The following is an 18,684-nucleotide window of genomic DNA, read 5'->3' as shown; positions in this document are numbered from 1 at the left end:
GGATCGGGCACCGTCGACGGACGGGGCGGTCCGGGACGGAGTCGAGGAACGCGCGGTGGTTCTGGTCAGCGGGTGGTACAGGCGGCGCTGAAGACGCGGCCGAGGTCGACATGAGGCCGACCGACCAGGGGGGTTCCGGCTCGGGACATGTCCGGAACCGTGGCACGGCGTCATCCCGGTGTCCACGGAAGTTCATTTATCGAGACGAAGTGTCTTGTTATTCGGAATTCTGTCCCTGTCCGGGGATCCAGGGGAGGGGTGGAGCGTCCACATGCCGACATGTGGACGGCGGCAATGCGGGGAAGCGGGCGTTCGTCCACTCCGGTGTCCACCCATCGGTCACCTCTTGTCCTCGCCGGGCGTCCCGGGTCACTATTCCCACCAATCTCATAGGGAAGATCGGGAAAGTGGGTGTCGTGGACGGAACACAGCACGCGGCGGCGTTCGGCGCCGCCCTTCCCGCAGACCCCTGCCCCGCTCGGTGGGGAATCCGCCGTGGCGAGGACCTGTCGTGATGACCGATGTCCTCCACTCCTCGCCCCCCGGGGTCGGGGCATGGGACCGGGTGGTCCGTGACCTCGCCGACGACCTCGCGATGGACGCCGTCGAGAGGGATCGGGCCGGCGCCCCGCCCTTCGACGAGACGGCCCGGCTGCGCGAGTCCGGCCTCCTCGCGGCACTCACCGTCCCTCCGGGAACCGAGCGGGACCCTTCCTGGGAGGACGCCTGCGCGGTGGTGCGCGCGATCGCCGTGGCGGACAGTTCGGTCGCCGAACTGCTCGCCAGGCACCACGTGTTGTCCCGTGCGGGTCACTTCCTCGGCTCTCCGGAACGAGCCTTCCCGCCCGGTCCCCGTACCGGGGACCGCGCGTGGCTGCTGGCCGGTGACCTCGGGGCCGGCTCCGTCGCCGAATCGGCCCGGTTGCGCCACGGCTCCCTCACCATCACGCCGATCCGGGGAGGGTACGTCCTCAACGGCCGCCGTCGCCTCGCCACCGGCGTCCCGGTGGCGGACCGACTGGTCCTCGGGGCGGTCTGCTCGGCGACCGGCGACACCCGGGTCGTGTTGGTCGATCCCGACGTCGAGGGAGTGGAGACCGAGCCGCTCCCGGAGCACGAACGAGCCGGACAGCGTGCCGGCGGCGCCGGCCTGGTCGACTTCCAGGACGTCACGCTCGGACCGGAGGCACTGCTGGGCGTGGTCGAGGGGGACGGGTACCGCAGGGCGCCGTCCGCCGGCCTCGCCCCGCTCGCCACCGCACTGATGCTGGTCCAGGTGGCCCTGGGCACCGCCGAGGGAGCCCTCGCCGAGGCCCGGGACGCGATTCTGGCCGGACACCGTGTCCACCTCCCGGACACCCTCGACGACGATCCCGTCGGTGAGCCCACCGAGGAGGCCGACCTCCTGCACACCTGGGGCGAGCTCGCGACCTCCCTGCACGTCGCCTCGACGGTCGCCGATCGGGCCGGCGCCGCCATGGGTGCCGCCCTCCGTCGCGGAGTGCGGCTGACCGCGGCGGACCGGGCGGAAGTGGCCGTCCTCGTGGCGACCACCGAGGCCGTCGTCGCCGAGGCGGTGCCGCGCATCACGGCACGGGTCACCGAACTCGCCGACACCCCCGACCTCGACCGCCACTGGCGCAACGCCCGGCTGCTGATCGGGCGGGGCTCCGCCGCCCGCCGCTTCCGGGACATCGGCAGTCATTTCCTCTACCCCTCCCGGGGCGTGCCCGCCGACCCGGGCTGAGGCCGCCGGACCGCTCCGGCGCCGGCGGGAGGCGTACGGGATACTTCCCCCATGCGCATCTCCGCCCGGGTCGACTACGCCGTGCGGGCCGCACTGCATCTCGCCGCGGCCCGGCAGGACGCGCCGATCAAGGCCGAGGCCATCGCCGAGGCCCAGGACATCCCGCACAAGTTCCTGGAGGGCATCCTCAACGACATGCGCCGGGGTGGCCTGGTCACCAGCCAACGCGGGGGCAACGGCGGGTACCGCCTGGCCCGGGACGCCGGCGCGATCACCGTCGCCGACATCATCCGCACCGTCGACGGCCCCCTGGTCTCGGTACGGGGCGTGCGTCCGCCGGAACTCTCCTACGAGGGCGCCGCACGACCCCTGCTCCCGGTGTGGATCGCGCTACGGGCCAACGTCCGCGAGATCCTCGAGGGCGTGTCGCTGGCGGACATCGCCTCCGGAGCCCTGCCCCGGGAGGTCACCGGACTCGTCGAGGACCCCGAGGCCTGGGACAACCCCTGAACCGTCCGCCCGGGGCGCGGGGGACGCGCCGGTGTCCGCAGGACCCCGGGGATCGCGGCGCCGGAGGGTACCGTGGCCGGCGGAAGGCGGTCCGTCGCACGAGATCCGTGAAGGGAGGGGCGAACAGCCCTCCATGAATTCCCGTTCCGGCCCGGTCGAGGCCTCCGCACCCCTCCGCCCGCGCCGGCCCCCGCGGGGCGGGTACCTCGCCCCGCTCCTGTCGGTGCTCGCCGCGACCACCCTCGCCGGCGCCTGTTCCGCCTCCGGTGGCGGAGTGGAGGGTTCCGGTGGAGGACCCCCGCCCACCCCGGGGGAGCCGGCGGACCCGACCCCGTCGGCCGACACCGATACCGACTCCGGCTCGGATACCGACTCCGATACCGACACGGTGCCCGACCCCGCGACTGTGGAGGCCAACGAACTGGGCTCGGTGCCCGTGCTCATGTACCACCAACTGGTCGAGGAACCGGCCGGTGTGTACGACCGCACCCCCGAGGACTTCCGCGCGGAACTCGAACGTCTGGCCGAGGAGAACTACGTCCCGGTGACCGCCGGCGAGTACAGCCGCGGCGAGATCGACATCCCGGCCGGCACCCATCCGGTCGTGCTGACCTTCGACGACTCCACCAACAGCCAGTTCGCCCTCGACGATGACGGGAAGCCGATCCCGGACAGCGCCGTCGGCATCCTCCTGGAGGTCGCGGAGCGTCACCCCGGGTTCCGGCCCACGGCCACCTTCTTCGTCAACGACAACGCCTTCTCCGCGACCGGCGCCCCGGAAGCCCTCCCATGGCTCACGGAGCACGGCTTCGAGATCGGCAACCACACCCTCGGCCACGCCCACCTCGGACAGTTGACGGACGAGGAGGTGCAGCGGGAAATCGCCGGAAACGCCGCGGTGATGGCCGAACTGGCCCCGGGCACCGAGGTCACCTCGCTGGCACTTCCCTTCGGGGTGATGCCGACGAACGCCGCCCTCGCCGTGGAGGGGGAGAGCGACGGCCACACCTATCGGCACGACGGCGTGTATCTGGTGGGTGCCAATCCCGCCCCGTCGCCGTTCGCCGGTTCCTTCGACGCCGGGGCCATCCCCCGGATCCGCTCCGCCGGTCCGGACGCCGAGGACGCCGAGTACGGCTCCGCCCGCTGGCTGGACCGCCTCGTGGACGGCACCATCGACCGCTACACCTCGGACGGGAATCCCGACACCATCGCCTTCCCCGAGGAGTACGCCGACCGTCTCGCCGAGGTCCACCGGGATCGGGCGCACCCCTACTGACCATCCGTCGGCCACCTTCCGGACAGGGCCGTCGCCCGGCGTTCCGCGGAACGCCGGGCGACGGTGGGACGGGGCGGAGAGAGCCGCGTGCGGGACGCCGTCAGTTGGCGTAGGTCTCGTACTCGGCGACCCTCGGCGTACCGGACGATCCGGTGATCTCGAAGGTGATCTTGCGCAGGGTGGTGGGGGAGAAGCCGATGACGCCCGCCCCGTTCCCGGAGGCCAGGACGGCGCCGGTGTCGTGGTTGATCACCCTCCAGGACCTGATGTTGCCCTCGGAGCCGGCCGCCTCACGAATGTTGATCCGCGCCACGGTGGTGGACGAACCCCATTTGATCGAGACGGACCCGGTCGAGCCGGACGGGGACCAGTGGGTGTTCATGCTGCCGTCGCGCACGTTGCCGTAGCTCGTTCCCGATGCCTTGCTGGACCCGTCCGCGCCGGCGTTGGAGGCGAGGCTGAGGTTGGTCCCGCTCGGCGGGTCGGTCGGAGGCGGCGTGGTGGGGGGCGGTGTGGTCGGCGAGCAGCTGCCGTTCGAGAACTGCACGCCCTTGTTGGCGCCCGCCAGTCGGTTCACCAGGTCCGGTACGCAGTTGGCCCCGTCCAGACGGTGGGAGTAGGGGATGCTCACGCTGGTGGTGGACTGCATGCCGGGCCCGGCGGGGTTGGTCTGGCTGCCGGGGGAGGACCAGGTCACCCTGTCGAGGATGTTCCCGTTGGTGTGCCAGAAGCCGGCCTCACTGGTGTAGAAGGTGCCCAGGACGTCCTTGGAGTTCTGGAAGTAGTTGTTGTCCACCCGCACGCGGGCCCCGGCGCGGGAGTTGATGCCCGACTCCCGGATGTTCACGTAGTGGTTGTTGTAGACGTGGGCCACCCCGCCGCGCATCAGGGGGGCGCGGGAGTCCAGGTTCTCGAACCGGTTGTGGTGGTAGGTGATGAAGCTGTTGGAGCGGTCGCTCTCGCTGGATCCGACGAGACCGCCGCGGCCGGAGTTGCGCAGGATGCTGTAGGACAGCGTGACGTACTGGGTGTTGTTCTTCAGGTCGAAGAGGCCGTCGTAGCCCTGTGCCTCGCCGCCGGAGGCCTCCAGGGTCACGTGGTCGACCCAGACGTTGCGGACGTCCTTCTCCATGCCGATGGCGTCGCCGCCGTTGGAGGTGGGAGAGCCCGACTTCTTGACGTTCCGGACCGTGACGTTCTGGATGATGATGTTGCTGGCTTCCCGGACGTGGATGCCGAGCTGGTCGAAGACCGCCCCGTTGCCCACCCCGACCAGGGTGACGTTGCTGATCTGCTTGAGCTCGATCACGTCGTCGGCGGTGTTGCAGCTGTTGCCCGACACCTTGCTGGTGTTGCCGTGGTTGATGGTCCCCTGGACCTCGATGATGATCGGGGTGCTGCTGCTGGCCCGGTTGCACAGGGCCGCGTGGATCGCGGTCCCCGTCGTGGCCCGCACCACCTGGCCGCCGGCACCGCCGGTGGTCCCGCCGTTCTGGGACGCGTAACCGGTGGCCGTTCCGGTCGCCGCCGTCGCGGCGGTCGTCGACAGGACCACGCCGGTCGTGGCCGCGAGGGCCGCCGTGGTCAGTACGGCGCCGAGCCGTACCGCTATCGAACGTTTCATGCCTGCCTTCTCTCTGCTGATCCGGAGCCGGGGCCGTCGCCGTCCGGCGCGGTCGGTCCGGGTGTGGGGGTGGGGCGGTCACCGACGAGACGCGGAGGCCCGCGTGTGGGGGTGACCGCCGGGGACATCGAGCGCTGCGTGCGGTTCGCGGGGGGATCGAGCGGTGGGTTCCGATGCCGTGCGTCGAACACGTCCCGGGACGGGGCGACGCGTGGTCCGGTGTGGCGACATGCGAGGTCCCTTCTCCGCGGGAGGGCACGGCTCGGCGGACCGGTGCACGGCAGTCCCCCGGCACGCGGGTTCGCCTGCAACCGATTGCGTTACATGGCGGAAACAGCGTTGCCTCTTGTCTGTACAGTGTCAATACATGCGGCAGTGCAATGCGAACTTGGCATGTCCTTCAGGGGACTTGGACAACAACCGATTGCATATTCAACTCCCGGGGGAGCCTCCCGAAGCCCTGCTCCCGACCGGTCACGCCTTTGCGTCCCGGTGGCTCCGGCGCCCGGGAACGAACCGGCCCCGCCGACGGAGCGGTGACCGGCCGCCGTCCCGCCCCCTCCGGGTGATCGGACGTCCGAGGCGCGCGTTCCGATACACCGGCTGCGCGGCGCGGCGTGCGCCACCGAGGCCGTCGAGGGGCGCGGCGCAGGTGCCCGCTCCCGGTGGTCGGCGCCTTCCCGACCCCCGGGCCCCCGCCTCCGTGACCGGTTCCAACAGGGCGGGGCCGCCTCCCGTCGCGCCGGTTGACACCCGCGCGACGCGGGAGATCCCCGGGAACGGGCCGGTGACGGGCCCGCTCGATGGGCTCCCGCCCGGGACCCGGGGCCCCGGGCGGGACCCGGGTACGCCGACGGGTCGCCCGACACCGTGCCGGAATGGTGGGAACAGCCGGAGCGGGGGAGACCGGTCGAGTTGCGGGAGAGCCGCGGCGGAGAACCATGGACTCATGGGAGTCATCAACGACGAACACATCGACAGCTGGACCGCCCGCCTGATGGAGCTGGCCGGGGCGCTCGACCGGGAGACCGCCCGCGGCTTCGTCCACGACGTCTACCGGGGAGCCCAGTCCGATCTCGACAGCGAGCGGGCCGAGGCGGACTTCGAGCGGGAGGAGTAGCAGCCGGGTGGCCGCGGCCCGGCGACGAATCCGGGGTGGCGGACATCTCGGAGTCGGAGACGAGAGGACAGGATCCGAGCCGGGGGAAGACGACCCGGGGCCTGCGTGGGGTCCTCGGACGGCGGGGACGCCCGGGGTGCCCGAAGCCACGGGGAACGAGAAGCCGGTCTCCCGAGGCCTCCCCACCGGGGAGGATGGGGGCGGCCCCGGTTCCCGATGACCCCTCGGCAGGGGACGACGGCCCTCCGTCGAGGCGATGGTCCCGCGGGGGCGGAAGACGTTCCGAGCAGGGAACCTCCTTGTCCCCCACATCCTTCCCCGGAGCCCCGGAGGCCGGGTCCGGGGATCGGGAAACGGACATTCAGTGGTCGTGGGGAATCATCCGTCACGGTTCACGGCGAACCCGGTCGGAACGGGCCGCACCGGTCGCACCCCGGGGCGAGGGATCTCACGGAGAGACCGCGGACGCCTGCTCGGGCATCGCCACGATCTCGTCGCAGAGCCGGTCCAGAAGCGGGATGTCGTGGCTGATCACCAGCAAGCCGATGGAGCGCTCGGTCACGATGTCCCGCACGACGGCGAACAGTTCCGCTTGGGTGAGAGTGTCGAACATCGCTGTCATCTCGTCCGCTATCAGATAGCGGGTTCGTGGACCGAGAGCCCGCAGAAGGCAGAATCGTTGGAGCTCGCCACCGGACAGCTCGGCGGGACGCCTGCCGTACCACTCGGCTCGGATCCCGAGACGCTCACAGAGGGCGGGATCCGGGTCGTGCGCCTCCGCGACCACGGATCGCATGGTCCACCGTGGGTTGACCGCTTTCTCGGGGTGCTGTTGCACCAACTGCACCGGGCGCGGTCCCGGCGCGTTCACCGGATACCCGTCGGTGAGCACGGTGCCGGTCGTGGGAGGAAGATGGCCGGCGAGGATCCGGGCCAGAGTGGACTTGCCGCATCCGCTTTCCCCGGTCAGGCCGACCACCTGCCCGGCCTCGACCCGCAGGTCGAGGCCGGTGAAGAGTTGGTGACCGCCGGGAACGCGGTATGCCAGGTCCGTCGCTCGAAGACTCATGGTGCGACTCCCTCCCAGAAGTCGTGCCGGGGGAGTGCCCGCCAGAGCCGGCGGGCGTACTCGTGTCGAAGCGTTTCCCCCCGGCCGGTGAAGGAGGAGGACGACTCCACGGTGACCACCCGGCCCGAACGCATCACGGCGACCCGGTCGGCGATCGCCGCGGCGGCGATCAGGTCGTGGGTGATCAACAGGACACCCGCCCCGTCGTCGGCCAGGTCACGGAGATGTGACAGAACCTCCTGCAGGGCAGCCGGATGGAGCCCGGGGGTGGGCTCGTCGGCGATCAGCAGCCGCATCGTCTCGGTGACACCGGTGGCGAACAGGACCCGTCTCAGCATGCCGCCCGAAAGTTCGTGGGGATACTGTCGGGCCACCTTCTCGTCGAGGTGATACCGGGCGAACAGAGCCTGTTGAAGTTGCGCGGCGCGTGAACGCGGCAGAGTGAGGCGCACCTGGCGACCGACGGGCATCAACGGGTCGGGGTAATTCACCGACTGGGGGATGAAGGAGATCTCACGCCCCCTCAACCGCCGCAGACGCGCCGAATCCAGAGGGGTCCCGTCGTAGTCGATCCCTCCGCTCACGGTGGCCGTGTTCGGCAGGATTCCGACGATGGCATGGGCCAGGAGGCTCTTGCCGGAGCCGCTGGCGCCGATCACCGCGAGAATCTCCCCGGGGTCGATGTCCAACTCGAGGCCCTCCACCGCCGGAACAACGCGCGGGCGCAGGCCGAGCGTTCCGGTGTAGTGGGTGAAGCCCACGGTGAGATTCCTGACGGAAAGCAGAGGTGTGGTCATCATGGTCAGCCGCCCTGGCCCGGAGAGGAGGTCAGGACTCGAAGTCGGTCGCCGAGCCGGGCGAAGGCGAGGACCACGAGGAGAAGGCAGAGGCCCGGGAAAAGCGCCATCCACCACATGCCACTGGAGATGTGGGGCATCCCCTCGTGCAACAGGATTCCGATGGCGGGGGTCTGGGGCGAGAAGCCGAAGCCCAGGAATGTCAGGGCCGCCTCATGGAGCACCACGTGCGGGAACATCAGCACGAAACCGACCAGTGCCTGGGGCAGCACCTGGCCGAAGAGGTGTCGTCGGGCGATGAACCATTCGGAGCGGCCGAACCCCCGGGAGGCGAGAACGAAGTCGGAGTGGCGCAGATGCAGCACATCGGCGCGGATGAGCCGTGCCAGGGACATCCAGTGGGTCAGGGAGATGCCGATCACGATCCCCTTGATTCCTCCCCCCACGGAGAAGGCCACCAACACCATGAAGACCAGGTGCGGAATCCCGATGGAAAGATCGATCAGCCAGGAGATCACCGCGTCCACCCAGCCTCCGAGGAGGGCTGCGGCGATCCCGAGGACGGTGGCCACGGCGACGCTCAACAGCGCGGTGACCACCCCGACCGTCAGGGAAAGGCGCAGGCCCATGATGGTTCGCGTGAAGAGGTCCCGGCCGAGCCAGTCGGTGCCGAAAAGATGATCCGGCCCGGGGGGCATCAGCCGTGCACCGGCGTGCGAGCGCAGAGAGGATTCGTCGAGAAGCCAGGCGGTGACAACGATCGCCAGGAGCAACGCCCCCACACAGGCGGCGGCGATCGCCAGGTCGACGGAGGCGCTGCGTCGGCGGGTGGTGCGCGGAGGAGCGGGGGACGGGTGGCTCATAGGGAGTCCCGGGTGCGTGGGTCGATCAGGACGGTGAGGATGTCGGCGATGAGATTGCCGACGAAGACGAAGGTCGAGCTGAGCAGGACGATGCCCAGCAACATCGGTACGTCGCCCCCGAGACCGGCGTCGACCAGGGTGGAGCCCAGGCCCGGGTAGGAGAAGACCTGCTCGGCCAGGATGGAGCCGCCGAAGAGTTCGCTGAAGTAGGCGAACTGGAGCGCGAGCGCGGGAACGATCGAGTTGCGCAGTCCGTGATTGCGGAACAGTCGCCGGCCGTGTTCGCCGCGTGCGCGGGCGAACGCGACGTAGTCCGAGTCGAGGACGTCCAACATCCGCTCACGCGTGTGCATGGCGATCGTGGCGACACCCAGTGCGGAGAGGGTGGCGGCCGGGAGCACGAAGTGGTGGAAGCGCTCGGCCATGGTCACCTCGGACCCGGGCACACCGACGGGCCCGGCCAGACCGACCGGAAACCAGCCCAGTACGACGGCGAACAGGGTGAGCAGGAGGATGGCGAGCCAAAAGGTCGGTGTCGACGCCAGGGTGTAGCTGTACCAGCAGATCAGACGGTCGAGCAGACGGTGCCGGTTCATGGCGGCGATGACTCCGAGAGCGTAACCGAGTACTCCGGAGACCAGCCGGGCGACGCCCATGAGGGCCAGCGACATCATGAACCGGTCGGCGATGACATCGAGAACCGGCGCCTGGTAGAGCCTGGAAACCCCCAGGTCGCCTCCGAGTACGGCACCGAGCCAGGCAAGGTACTGCTCGGCGAAGGAGCGATCCAATCCCCAGTACTCACGCAGTTGGGCGAGTTGCTCGTCGGTGGGGCTCGCCTCGGCCCCGATGTAGGCCGCGATGGGATCCACGGGGGAGTGGTAAACCAGGGTGAATGCCAACAACGAGACACCGAACAGCAGGCCGACCAGGCGTGCCACCCGGACACAGATGACCCGTGCGAGCCCCCGGCCCCGGCGCGGTCCCCTCGTGGGGACCGCCGCCGGGACCCGACCGGGCGCCTCGGTGACGGACCGGCTGTCGAGAGCACCGCTCACTGCTCCCGGCGCCAATCCGCAATGTTGTTGAACAGCGCCCATTCGTGACCGTGCGCGTGCACCGGCTGCTCACCCAGGCTCACCCCGTCGGCGACGAAGTAGAGGTGGTCGATCCGCGCCAGCCACACCAGCGGCGCGTCCCCCGTTATGTTTTCCGCGGTCCTGCAACGGGGCTGCTGGCCTCCGGGCCCGGCATGACTGTGTCCCCCTGTCGAAGGCATGACCCGGGGGGTGGTGTCACCGGGCCCGGGAGGTGCCGTCGGAGACGCTGATGAGAGGTCCGGCCGCCACCCGGTCCGGCGCAATGCCGGACAGCTTGCGGATGGCAGGTCTGCATAACGTGGATGCGCGAGTACGACACCGCTGCCGAGGCCGGCACCGTCAACACCCTGGGAAGGGCGCGATGTTCGACACCGAAGACGTGGGCGTGTTCCTCGGCCTGGACGTCGGCAAGAGCACCCATCACGGCCACGGGCTGACCCCGGCCGGAAAGAAGGTCTTCGACAAGCAGCTGCCGAACAGCGAGCCAAAGCTGCGGACCGTCTTCGACAAGCTGACCGCGAAGTTCGGCACCGTCCTGGTGATCGTGGACCAGCCCGCCTCGATCGGCGCTCTCCCGTTGACCGTCGCCCGCGACGCGGGCTGCAAGGTCGCCTACCTGCCCGGACTGGCCATGCGCCGGATCGCCGATCTCTACCCGGGCGAGGCAAAGACCGACGCGAAGGACGCGGCGGTCATTGCCGACGCCGCCCGCACCATGCCGCACACCCTGCGCTCGCTGGAACCGACCGACGAGATCACCGCCGAATTGACCGTGCTCGTCGGCTTCGACCAGGACCTCGCGGCCGAGGCCACCCGCACCAGCAACCGGATACGCGGCCTGCTCACCCAGTTCCACCCGTCGCTGGAGCGAGTCCTGGGCCCCCGCCTCGACCACCAGGCCGTCACCTGGCTCCTGGAACGTCACGGCTCCCCGGCCGCCCTGCGAAAGGCCGGCCGCCGCAGACTCGTCGAACTGATCCGGCCCAAGGCCCCGCGCATGGCCCAGCGGCTGATCGACGACGTCTTCGACGCCCTGGACGAACAGACCGTCGTCGTGCCCGGCACCGGCACCCTCGACATCGTGATCCCCTCCCTGGCCGCCTCGCTCGCCGCCGTCCACACCCAGCGCCGGGCCCTGGAAGCCCAGATCAACACCCTGCTGGAGGCCCACCCTCTTTCCCCGGTCCTGACGTCGATGCCCGGCGTCGGCGTCAGGACCGCCGCCGTCCTGCTGGTCACCGTCGGCGACGGCACCGGCTTCCCCACCGCCGCCCACCTCGCCTCCTACGCCGGCCTGGCCCCGACCACCAAGTCGTCCGGGACCTCGATCCACGGCGAGCACGCACCCCGGGGCGGAAACCGGCAGCTCAAACGCGCCATGTTCCTCTCCGCATTCGCCTGCATGAACGCCGATCCAGCCTCCCGCACCTACTACGACAAACAACGAGCCCGCGGCAAAACCCACACCCAGGCTCTCCTCCGCCTGGCCCGGCAACGCATCAGCGTCCTGTTCGCCATGCTCCGGGACGGCACCTTCTACGAGCCCCGCATCCCCGAGGATGTCGAACTCGCCGCATGACCCCCACAAGCCAAACCATCCCAAACCGAACCTGGGCGCCTTGACGAAAGACATAGAGGCACCCCCCCCGGGGCCGGCGAAGCCGGTGGTGCCGTCCCACTGGGCCCGCTTCCACCAGGAGTTGGCCTCTTCCTGGGCGGTGGCGGCCAGCGCCTGCTCCAGAGCCCGATCGACCTGCTCGTTGGAGTAGTGCGGCATGTTGTTGTAGCCGACGTTGTGCTCCTCGGTGGAGTACATCTCGTAGAGCTGGTGCGGATGGTGCCGGCCACCGCCCCAGGTCACGGCGTTGGCCTTGCCGTCCACGAAGATGCCGTCCCAACTGGTGCCCTTGATCCGGATGTCGATCCCCAGCTCCCGTGCCTGCTCACCGACGACCAGGGCCAGGTCGCTGCGGAGGTTGTCGTCGGCCGGGTGGAGCAGGGTGAAGGACGCGGTCAGGCCGTCCTTCTCCACGATGCCGTCGCCGTTCTCGTCGACCCAGCCGGCTTCGGCCAGGAGCTCCCGGGCACCTTCCACGTCACCGTCCTCGAAGACGGTCTCCTCGTTGAACCAGGGAAGGGTGTCGGCGAGTGAATAGGCGGGACGTCCGTAACCCCGCAGCGCGATGTCGACGATCGCCTTCCGGTCGAGCCCGAGGTTGAGGGCCTGTCGGATCGCCGGGTCCGCGGTCACGTCGTTGCCGACCTCCACGTCCTTGCCGTTGATCCTGCCGGAAGCCCCTGCCGGCAGGGTGGGCAGGGACAGGCCGCGTGAATCGACGCTCTCGAAGCGGTGCAGACTCATCCCCGGGAGCTTCTGCCCGGCGAATGTGGGCGGAACGTACAGGACATCGACATCACCGGCGCGGGCGGCTGCCAGGGCCGCGTCCTCGGTGAGGAAAAGGAAAGTCAGTTTGTCGAACCCGGGGGTGGGGCCGTACCAGTGCGGGTTCCTCTCCAGGATCAGCTGCTGGCCGTCCTGGTAGTCGACGACGCGGTAGGGGCCCGAACCGATCGGGTCGGCCGAGTAACCCTCGCCGTAGTGATCCCCGGGGAGGATCGGTATCTCGGTGAGCTGGCTCACGAAGGTCGACCGGGGCTCGGTCAGCGTGAACTCGATGGTGTGGTCGTCGATCGCCCGGATCCGGTCCACGAACCCCAGGTCGAACCGGACGCCGTCCTCCTTGAGCAACGTCTAGGTGAACTCCACGTCGTGCGCGGTGACGGGATCTCCGTTCGAGAAGGCCGCCTCGGGCCACAGCGGCAGAGTCCAGACCAGCCCGTCCTCGGAAACGGTGTGGTCCGTGGCCAGGTCACCTTCGAACTCCAACGACGAGTTCGCCTTCAGCAGGGAGCTGTGGATCGGCCGGATCTGGGCCGGACGGGTTCCCCACCCCTTGAGCGGGTCGAACTCACCACCGGAGATGTTCCCGACGGCGAGGGTCAGCGAGGTGCTTTCCGCGTGGTCCGGCCGCTCCCGGGGAGTGCTGTCGGCGCAAGCGGTCAGCGTGCTCAGTGCCAGGGAGGCCGCAAGCGCTGTGATTGCCCGGGTGCGGCGAGGACGACGAGTGGGTGGCAACGGGTCTCGATGCGGGCGCAACGTTTCTCCTGTGGGGACGTGACGAGTGGCGACGGGGCGTCCCCGGGATGGGCACAAGATCGCCTCGAGAACCTTATATGAAAATGATTGTCGCTTTTACGAGGGTGGGGAGGCCGTGGTGAGAAGTGCGTCACCCCCGGCAGGGGGTCGGTACGGCCGCTCCCACGGAGCCTCCCCGACCCGGGGACACCCCGGGTCCTGCCACCGACAGGGGGAACAGCCAGGCCGGGCCCGGAGGCCGGCGATCCTCTTGCGGGACGCTGAAAAACATCATGGGGAAGTCCGGCGGGGGGCCGCGCAGAGCGCGTGGGACGTCACCCGTGGCGGAGGAGGCGGGCGCCGAAGGCCCGAAGGGCGTCCCGGAAAGCGGCCGGCTCCTCAACGGTGAAGTCGGCCTCCAGGAAGGCGATGTCCGGGAGCAGCCACTGCCAGGTGTCGAGCATCAGGACGGCCCTGGTCCGCCGCTCGCCCAGAGCGACGAGTTCGACATCCCGGTACGCGAACGCCTCGGCGACGACGGGCAGGGGCGCGTCCACGGTGACCACGACGCGCTCGCGGTGCTTGTCGAATCCCCGGCGCAGGTAGTCGAGCGCGGTGTCGGCGGGCAGGGGACGGGGAGTGTAGGAGCTGGTGGACATCCGGAGGCGGGTGATGCGGTCGATGCGGAAGACGCGCCAGTCGTCCTTGCGGGTGTCCCGGGCGAGGAGGTACCAGCGCAGGTGGTGGTGGACGTGGCGGTAGGGGTGGACGCGCCGGGACGTGGTCGAGCCGTCCCGGCCGGTGTAGTCGAAGGTGACGACGGTGTGGTGCCGGATGGCGTCGGCCAGTGAGGCCAGTGTGTCGGCGCTGATGCTCGGAGTGGGAGCGGTGCCCGTTTCCAGGCTCGTCCGGAGGTGTGCGGCGCGGTGGCGCAGTCGCTTGGGAAGGTACTGGTCGACCTTGCCGTAGGCCCGGGTGGCGGCCTCGTCCACGCTGCCTTCGGCGGCGCTGCCGGTGGAGGCGAGGGTGGCCAGCCCGAGGAGGGTCGCGATCGCCTCGTCGTCGTCGAGCGCCAGGGGCGGCATGGCGCTTCCCGCCGCGAGTCGGTAGTGACCGCCGGGGCCGGGCCGGGTTTTGACGGGGTAGCCGTAGCCGCGGAGACGGTCGATGTCGCGCCGCAGCGTCCGGGGACTGACATCGAGGCGCGCCGCGAGTTCCTCACCGGTGAACGCGCGCCCGGTCTGGAGCGTGGCCAGCAGGGCGAGGACGCGTTGGGTGACATCCGCCATGCCCCCATTCTCGCAGTCGCGGTCGGAATGTGGCCACATCTGCTCGTAGCCTTGCCACATGCTGGAGCGTACGATCCGTATCCGAAGTGCCCGGACCAACAACCTGAAGCGCCTGGACGTGGAGATTCCGCGCGGCCGACTGGTCGTGTTCGTCGGGATCTCCGGGTCGGGCAAGTCGTCCCTGGTGTTCGACACGATCGCGGCGGAGGCCGGGCACCAGCTCAACGAGACCTACCCGCCGTTCGTCCGCAACCGACTGCCGAAGTGGTCACGCCCCGAAACGGAAGGGATCGAAGGGCTCTCACCGGTCGTGGTGATCAATCAGCGCAGGCTCGCTGGGAACGCCCGGTCCACGGTGGGGACGATTACCGACACCTGGACCCACCTGCGGTTGCTGTTCTCCCGTGTCGGCTCGCCGCACGTGGGCGAGTCGAACCGATTCCCCTTCAACGATCCCACCGGCATGTGTCCGACCTGCTCCGGAATCGGGGAGGTCGTGGTGAGCGCCGTCGACCGGTTCCTGGACCTGGACAAGTCCCTGGCCGAGGGCGCGATCCTGCTGCCCGGCTTCGGGGACTGCGGCTACTGGTACTCCCGGTACGCCGACATCGGCAGCTTCGACGCCGACACCCCGCTGCGGGAATGGACACAGGAGGAGCGCCGGGCACTGCTCCACGGAGGTGAGCACGCCGCCCGCCTGGGCACCAGGCCCCCCAAGGACTACGAGGGCATCGTGGAGCGGTTCGAGCGCATCCACCTGCGCACGACCGACAACCTCTCCGACCGCAAAAGGGAGGTCATCGCCCGCTTCACCCACTCCCGGGTCTGCCCCGACTGCCACGGCGACCGCCTCAACGAGGCCGCCCGCACCGCCACCGTCGCGGGTCTCACCATCGGCGAGATGGCCCGCATGGAGATCACCGAACTCCTCGGTGTGCCGGGGAAGGTGACCGACCCCTCCGTCGCGCCGGTCGTGGCAGCCCTCGAGGAGAGACTGCGGGCCATGGTCACCATCGGACTGGGATACCTCCACCTCGGCCGTGCGACCACCACCCTTTCCGGCGGGGAGTCGCAGCGGATCAAGACCGTCAAGCACCTCGGCAGCAGTCTCATCGAGATGCTCTACGTCTTCGACGAGCCCACCGTCGGGCTCCACCCGCACGACATCGCCTCCATGACCACCCTGCTGCGGCAGCTGCGCGACAAGGGCAACACCGTTCTCGTCGTCGAGCACGACCCCGCCGTCATGGAGATCGCCGATCAGATCATCGAGATCGGGCCCGACGCGGGCGCCGGGGGAGGGGAACTGGTTTTCCAGGGCACCTTCGACGAGCTCCGGAAGGCGCGCACGGCGACAGCCGTCGCCCTCGAGGAGCGGGTGCCGATCACCACCGGCCCGCGGAAGGCCACCGGTGCGATCACGGTGGCGAACGCCACCCGCAACAACCTCAAGGAACTGACCGTCGACATCCCCACCGGGATCCTCACGGTCCTCACCGGGGTCGCGGGGTCCGGGAAGTCCAGCCTCGCGATGGAGATGGTCGCCCAGCACGACGCGGTCGTGATCGACCAGAAGCCGGTCGGCACCAACCGCCGCTCCACCCCCGTCACCTACACCGGGACGGCCCCGGCCATCCGCAAGCTCTTCGCCGAGCACAGCGGCCTGCCCGCCAACCGGTTCAGCGCCAACTCCGAGGGAGCCTGCCCCGACTGCAAGGGGCTGGGCGTCATCCACACGGACCTGGCCTTCATGGACGGTCAGGAGACCGTGTGCGAGACCTGCCGGGGACGGCGGTTCATCGACGAGGTGCTGCGCCACCGGGTCAACGGACTGTCCATCGCCGACATCGACGACCTGACGATCACCGACGCCATCGGCAGGCTGCCGGACAAGCGGATCCGCGAGGCCCTGACGCAGTTGGAGCGGGTCGGACTCGGCTATCTGCGCCTCGGCCAGCCCCTCACGACGCTGTCCGGTGGTGAATGCCGGCGCGTCAAGATCGCCAAGGAACTGCGCGAGGCCACCGAACCGACCCTCTACGTCCTCGACGAGCCCACCACCGGTCTGCACCTGCGCGACACCACGGTGCTGCTGGACGTCCTCGGCCAGCTCCTCGACCGGGGCCACACCGTCGTCGTGATCGAACACAATCTCGATGTCATCCGGCGCGCGGACTGGCTCATCGACCTCGGTCCGGGCCCCGGCCGGCACGGGGGCAGGGTTCTCTACCAGGGACCGGTCGACCGGATCGAGGGCACCGCCACCGCCGCCGCCCTGCGGGACGGATGAGCGCCCCGTCCCGCGACCACACGCGAAGCGGGACGACGACCCGCACCACGTGGACCGGGGTGCGACGACCGGCTCTGTTCCGGGCCCCGCGCGGCGGCCTCGCGCGGGGCCCGGGCAGCAGTGGGTTCCACCCGAGCCGGTGTACGCCATGGCTCCGGTCGTGGAACGCCCTCCCCCCAGCAGTCGACGGAGCGGTGGGCGGGAATCCCTCCCCTTCAGGGGAGGGAGGACGTCAACGACCGAGGGTCGCGATCCACGCGGGGGAGTCGGGGTTCAGGAAGTCGGAGGGCCGGTTGGCCTCGATGACGAGGTCATGGCCGTACTTCTCGGTGTCGAAGGAGAAGTGTTCCTCGTGTTCCCGGGTTTGTCCCGCGGCCAGGCGTCCTTCGAGAAATTCGGAGCCATCGAGGTAGACGGAATCAGCGCTTCCGCCTGTGGTGGTGCCCTGGACGGAGACGTAGAAGTCGTCGAGGTCCACCGGGCTCCCGGAGTCGTTGACGATGGTCAGCGTCACCGTGAAGGGGGTCTGCCCCTCGGATACGTAGTCGTACTCGCCGATCCCCTCGGCGGGGATCTCCGTGACCTCGGTGAGGGTCAGGGCCACACCGTCGTCCCAGGTGTGGGTCTCGCCGAGCGCGAGATCGGCGCCGGAGCGGTCGCTGTCTTCCTCCTCGAAGTTCCCCTCGGCCTCCGCGGTGTCGGTGTCGTCGCATTCGTCGTTGCGCCAGTTGCCGTCTTCGTGGATCCAGCGACCACCGCCGTCCTCCTCCTCCGCTCTGTCCAGGGCCTCGACGCCGGTCTTCCCCTCCACGAGGGCGGTGTGGCCATCCACCTCGTGGACGGTCACATCTTCGAGGGTGAGATCCCCGTACAACTCCTTGATCAGCTCGAGGCTGAACTCGACCTCTTCCATGGTGGTTTGGGTGCGGCAGCGCTCGGAGAGCAGGGTGTACACGGCGTCGGCACGGCCGCCGTTGATGGCGTCCACGTTGGCCTGGACGGCCTCGCGGAGAGCTTCCTCCGTTCCACCGGCTTCGGTGGAGGAGCCTTCACCACCGGTGCCGCCTTCGTCACCGCTGTCGGCACCACATGCGGTGAGGGCGCCCAGGAGGGTGAAAGCGGTGAACAGGACGGCGGTGGTGCGGGTGTGTCTCATGCGGCAGATGATGCCGCCAGCGGGGCGGATGTGAGGACGATGTTGTCGAGCCGTGATGATCGACATGATGGCCGCCGGTCTGCGGAAGATCGCCGGGCACGGCTCACCGGCCACCACCCAGCGCTATCTGCATCCGGATCTGCGCTCGATCACCGAGGCGGGGCGATCCCTGAGCGCGCGCCTCTCACCCGCCCCCGGGTTGCCGCAGCCGCCGGGGACCACCCGCCGGGTGTTGTAGGCCTCCCACAACCGGGCCGGAACACTCGTGATCCTGGTTCCCGGGGAGAAGTGCTCTGATCTACGGGTACTTCCCGACACCGGCCCCCCTCTGGTCCCCGGGCGGTCCCCAAGGGGGTCGCCGGACCCCTGCCGGGCTGATGGGGTGTCAGATGATGAAAGGCGCTCCGATCAGGGCTTTCACCTGTTCGGAGCGCCTTCCGGCTACCGTCGGGACGGCGGGATTTGAACCCACGCCCCCTTGACCCCCGGTTAGGCCAAATAGCCCTGAAAACAGGGCAGTTGAGACAAAAAGGGAAGTCACGGTGTGTGGAATGGGCAGGGTGGTGCGGGGCGCGCACGACGTGTGGTCCCCTGCTGGTCCCCGTCCCGGGGCGGGGCAACGCCGGTGTGCGCGGAGGTGATGATCCGGTGGGCTTGTGGGCACTCCACCAAGGGTTGTCCCATCATCTCGCCCGGGAGGGCTG

General features: G+C 69.6%; 15 protein-coding genes and 1 pseudogene. 7 read left to right on the top strand and 9 right to left on the bottom strand.

Translation table 11 applies throughout. The features are described 5' to 3' along the window. The first annotated feature begins 514 nt into the window (after positions 1-514). From FNQ90_RS01200 to FNQ90_RS01190, 3 genes are all read left to right on the top strand, one after another. A complete protein-coding gene (locus FNQ90_RS01200) occupies positions 515-1,747 on the top strand; it encodes an acyl-CoA dehydrogenase family protein (RefSeq protein WP_182604546.1) in 1,233 nt (410 codons plus the stop codon). A gap of 51 nt (positions 1,748-1,798) precedes the next feature. Beyond that, entirely contained in the window at positions 1,799-2,257 is a 459-nt protein-coding gene (locus tag FNQ90_RS01195; protein WP_182604545.1) for an RrF2 family transcriptional regulator, read from the top strand. A gap of 133 nt (positions 2,258-2,390) precedes the next feature. Continuing rightward, complete coding sequence (locus FNQ90_RS01190) at positions 2,391-3,536, top strand: polysaccharide deacetylase family protein (RefSeq protein ID WP_182604544.1); 1,146 nt, start codon at positions 2,391-2,393, stop codon at positions 3,534-3,536. 100 nt (positions 3,537-3,636) lie between these two features. Here the strand turns inward: FNQ90_RS01190 and FNQ90_RS01185 are convergent, their stop codons facing one another. Then, a complete protein-coding gene (locus FNQ90_RS01185) occupies positions 3,637-5,160 on the bottom strand; it encodes a pectate lyase family protein (protein WP_182604543.1) in 1,524 nt (507 codons plus the stop codon). A gap of 949 nt (positions 5,161-6,109) precedes the next feature. Here FNQ90_RS01185 and FNQ90_RS01180 point away from each other — a divergent pair. Then, entirely contained in the window at positions 6,110-6,280 is a 171-nt protein-coding gene (locus FNQ90_RS01180) for a hypothetical protein (protein ID WP_173019511.1), read from the top strand. Between the two features lie 448 nt (positions 6,281-6,728). Here FNQ90_RS01180 and FNQ90_RS01175 read toward each other — a convergent pair whose 3' ends face one another. Genes FNQ90_RS01175 through FNQ90_RS27980 form a run of 5 tightly spaced genes read right to left on the bottom strand, consistent with a single transcriptional unit; the run spans position 6,729 to position 10,195 of the window. Next, a complete protein-coding gene (locus FNQ90_RS01175) occupies positions 6,729-7,349 on the bottom strand; it encodes an ABC transporter ATP-binding protein (RefSeq protein ID WP_182604542.1) in 621 nt (206 codons plus the stop codon). Next, positions 7,346-8,149, bottom strand: coding sequence for an ATP-binding cassette domain-containing protein (locus tag FNQ90_RS01170; protein ID WP_182604541.1), 804 nt, complete (start codon positions 8,147-8,149; stop codon positions 7,346-7,348). The genes FNQ90_RS01175 and FNQ90_RS01170 overlap by 4 nt, the downstream gene beginning before the upstream one ends. Positions 8,150-8,151: 2 nt before the next feature. Further along, positions 8,152-9,009: an ABC transporter permease gene (locus FNQ90_RS01165; protein ID WP_182604540.1), complete on the bottom strand. Its 858-nt coding sequence runs from the start codon at positions 9,007-9,009 to the stop codon at positions 8,152-8,154. Then, positions 9,006-10,109 (bottom strand): ABC transporter permease, encoded by a 1,104-nt coding sequence (locus FNQ90_RS01160; RefSeq protein ID WP_182604539.1) that lies wholly within the window; start codon positions 10,107-10,109, stop codon positions 9,006-9,008. Before FNQ90_RS01160 ends, FNQ90_RS01165 begins: the two co-directional genes overlap by 4 nt. Next, positions 10,064-10,195 carry a hypothetical protein gene (locus FNQ90_RS27980; protein ID WP_267133003.1) on the bottom strand — a complete coding sequence of 44 codons (132 nt, stop codon included), beginning with the start codon at positions 10,193-10,195 and terminating at the stop codon, positions 10,064-10,066. The genes FNQ90_RS01160 and FNQ90_RS27980 overlap by 46 nt, the downstream gene beginning before the upstream one ends. Positions 10,196-10,470: 275 nt before the next feature. On the opposite strand from FNQ90_RS27980, the gene FNQ90_RS01155 reads away from it, so the two are divergent. Further along, entirely contained in the window at positions 10,471-11,688 is a 1,218-nt protein-coding gene (locus FNQ90_RS01155; protein WP_182604538.1) for an IS110 family RNA-guided transposase, read from the top strand. 291 nt (positions 11,689-11,979) lie between these two features. Here FNQ90_RS01155 and FNQ90_RS01150 read toward each other — a convergent pair. Next, positions 11,980-12,996: pseudogene (locus tag FNQ90_RS01150) on the bottom strand (ABC transporter substrate-binding protein); the annotation flags it as partial. Between the two features lie 584 nt (positions 12,997-13,580). Then, complete coding sequence (locus tag FNQ90_RS01140; protein ID WP_143617298.1) at positions 13,581-14,534, bottom strand: helix-turn-helix transcriptional regulator; 954 nt, start codon at positions 14,532-14,534, stop codon at positions 13,581-13,583. Positions 14,535-14,592: 58 nt separating this feature from the next. Between FNQ90_RS01140 and FNQ90_RS01135 the strand changes: the two genes are divergently transcribed. After that, positions 14,593-16,824: an ATP-binding cassette domain-containing protein gene (locus FNQ90_RS01135; RefSeq protein WP_182604536.1), complete on the top strand. Its 2,232-nt coding sequence runs from the start codon at positions 14,593-14,595 to the stop codon at positions 16,822-16,824. Between the two features lie 232 nt (positions 16,825-17,056). Here FNQ90_RS01135 and FNQ90_RS01130 read toward each other — a convergent pair whose 3' ends face one another. Then, entirely contained in the window at positions 17,057-17,980 is a 924-nt protein-coding gene (locus FNQ90_RS01130) for a hypothetical protein (RefSeq protein WP_182604535.1), read from the bottom strand. A 52-nt stretch (positions 17,981-18,032) separates the two neighbouring features. Here FNQ90_RS01130 and FNQ90_RS01125 point away from each other — a divergent pair, with 52 nt between their 5' ends. Continuing rightward, entirely contained in the window at positions 18,033-18,218 is a 186-nt protein-coding gene (locus FNQ90_RS01125) for a hypothetical protein (protein ID WP_228470777.1), read from the top strand. Positions 18,219-18,684: the final 466 nt, after the last annotated feature.

The organism is Streptomyces alkaliphilus (genome assembly GCF_014141535.1).
Lineage (GTDB): Bacteria > Actinomycetota > Actinomycetes > Streptomycetales > Streptomycetaceae > Streptomyces > Streptomyces alkaliphilus.
Note: the sequence above shows the minus strand (reverse complement) of the source record. Positions and strands in the feature narration are given on the sequence as shown.

Excerpts from the sequence above, each read along its gene's own strand:
- FNQ90_RS01195 (WP_182604545.1), top strand. The coding sequence starts at position 1,799 with ATGCGCATCTCCGCCCGGGTCGACTACGCCGTGCGGGCCGCACTGCAT.
- FNQ90_RS01160 (WP_182604539.1), bottom strand. The coding sequence starts at position 10,109 with ATGGGCGCTGTTCAACAACATTGCGGATTGGCGCCGGGAGCAGTGAGC.
- FNQ90_RS01170 (WP_182604541.1), bottom strand. The coding sequence starts at position 8,149 with ATGATGACCACACCTCTGCTTTCCGTCAGGAATCTCACCGTGGGCTTC.
- FNQ90_RS01180 (WP_173019511.1), top strand. The coding sequence starts at position 6,110 with ATGGGAGTCATCAACGACGAACACATCGACAGCTGGACCGCCCGCCTG.
- FNQ90_RS01130 (WP_182604535.1), bottom strand. The coding sequence starts at position 17,980 with ATGAGACACACCCGCACCACCGCCGTCCTGTTCACCGCTTTCACCCTC.
- FNQ90_RS01190 (WP_182604544.1), top strand. The coding sequence starts at position 2,391 with ATGAATTCCCGTTCCGGCCCGGTCGAGGCCTCCGCACCCCTCCGCCCG.
- FNQ90_RS01175 (WP_182604542.1), bottom strand. The coding sequence starts at position 7,349 with ATGAGTCTTCGAGCGACGGACCTGGCATACCGCGTTCCCGGCGGTCAC.
- FNQ90_RS01140 (WP_143617298.1), bottom strand. The coding sequence starts at position 14,534 with ATGGCGGATGTCACCCAACGCGTCCTCGCCCTGCTGGCCACGCTCCAG.
- FNQ90_RS01165 (WP_182604540.1), bottom strand. The coding sequence starts at position 9,009 with ATGAGCCACCCGTCCCCCGCTCCTCCGCGCACCACCCGCCGACGCAGC.
- FNQ90_RS01200 (WP_182604546.1), top strand. The coding sequence starts at position 515 with ATGACCGATGTCCTCCACTCCTCGCCCCCCGGGGTCGGGGCATGGGAC.
- FNQ90_RS01155 (WP_182604538.1), top strand. The coding sequence starts at position 10,471 with ATGTTCGACACCGAAGACGTGGGCGTGTTCCTCGGCCTGGACGTCGGC.
- FNQ90_RS01185 (WP_182604543.1), bottom strand. The coding sequence starts at position 5,160 with ATGAAACGTTCGATAGCGGTACGGCTCGGCGCCGTACTGACCACGGCG.
- FNQ90_RS01135 (WP_182604536.1), top strand. The coding sequence starts at position 14,593 with ATGCTGGAGCGTACGATCCGTATCCGAAGTGCCCGGACCAACAACCTG.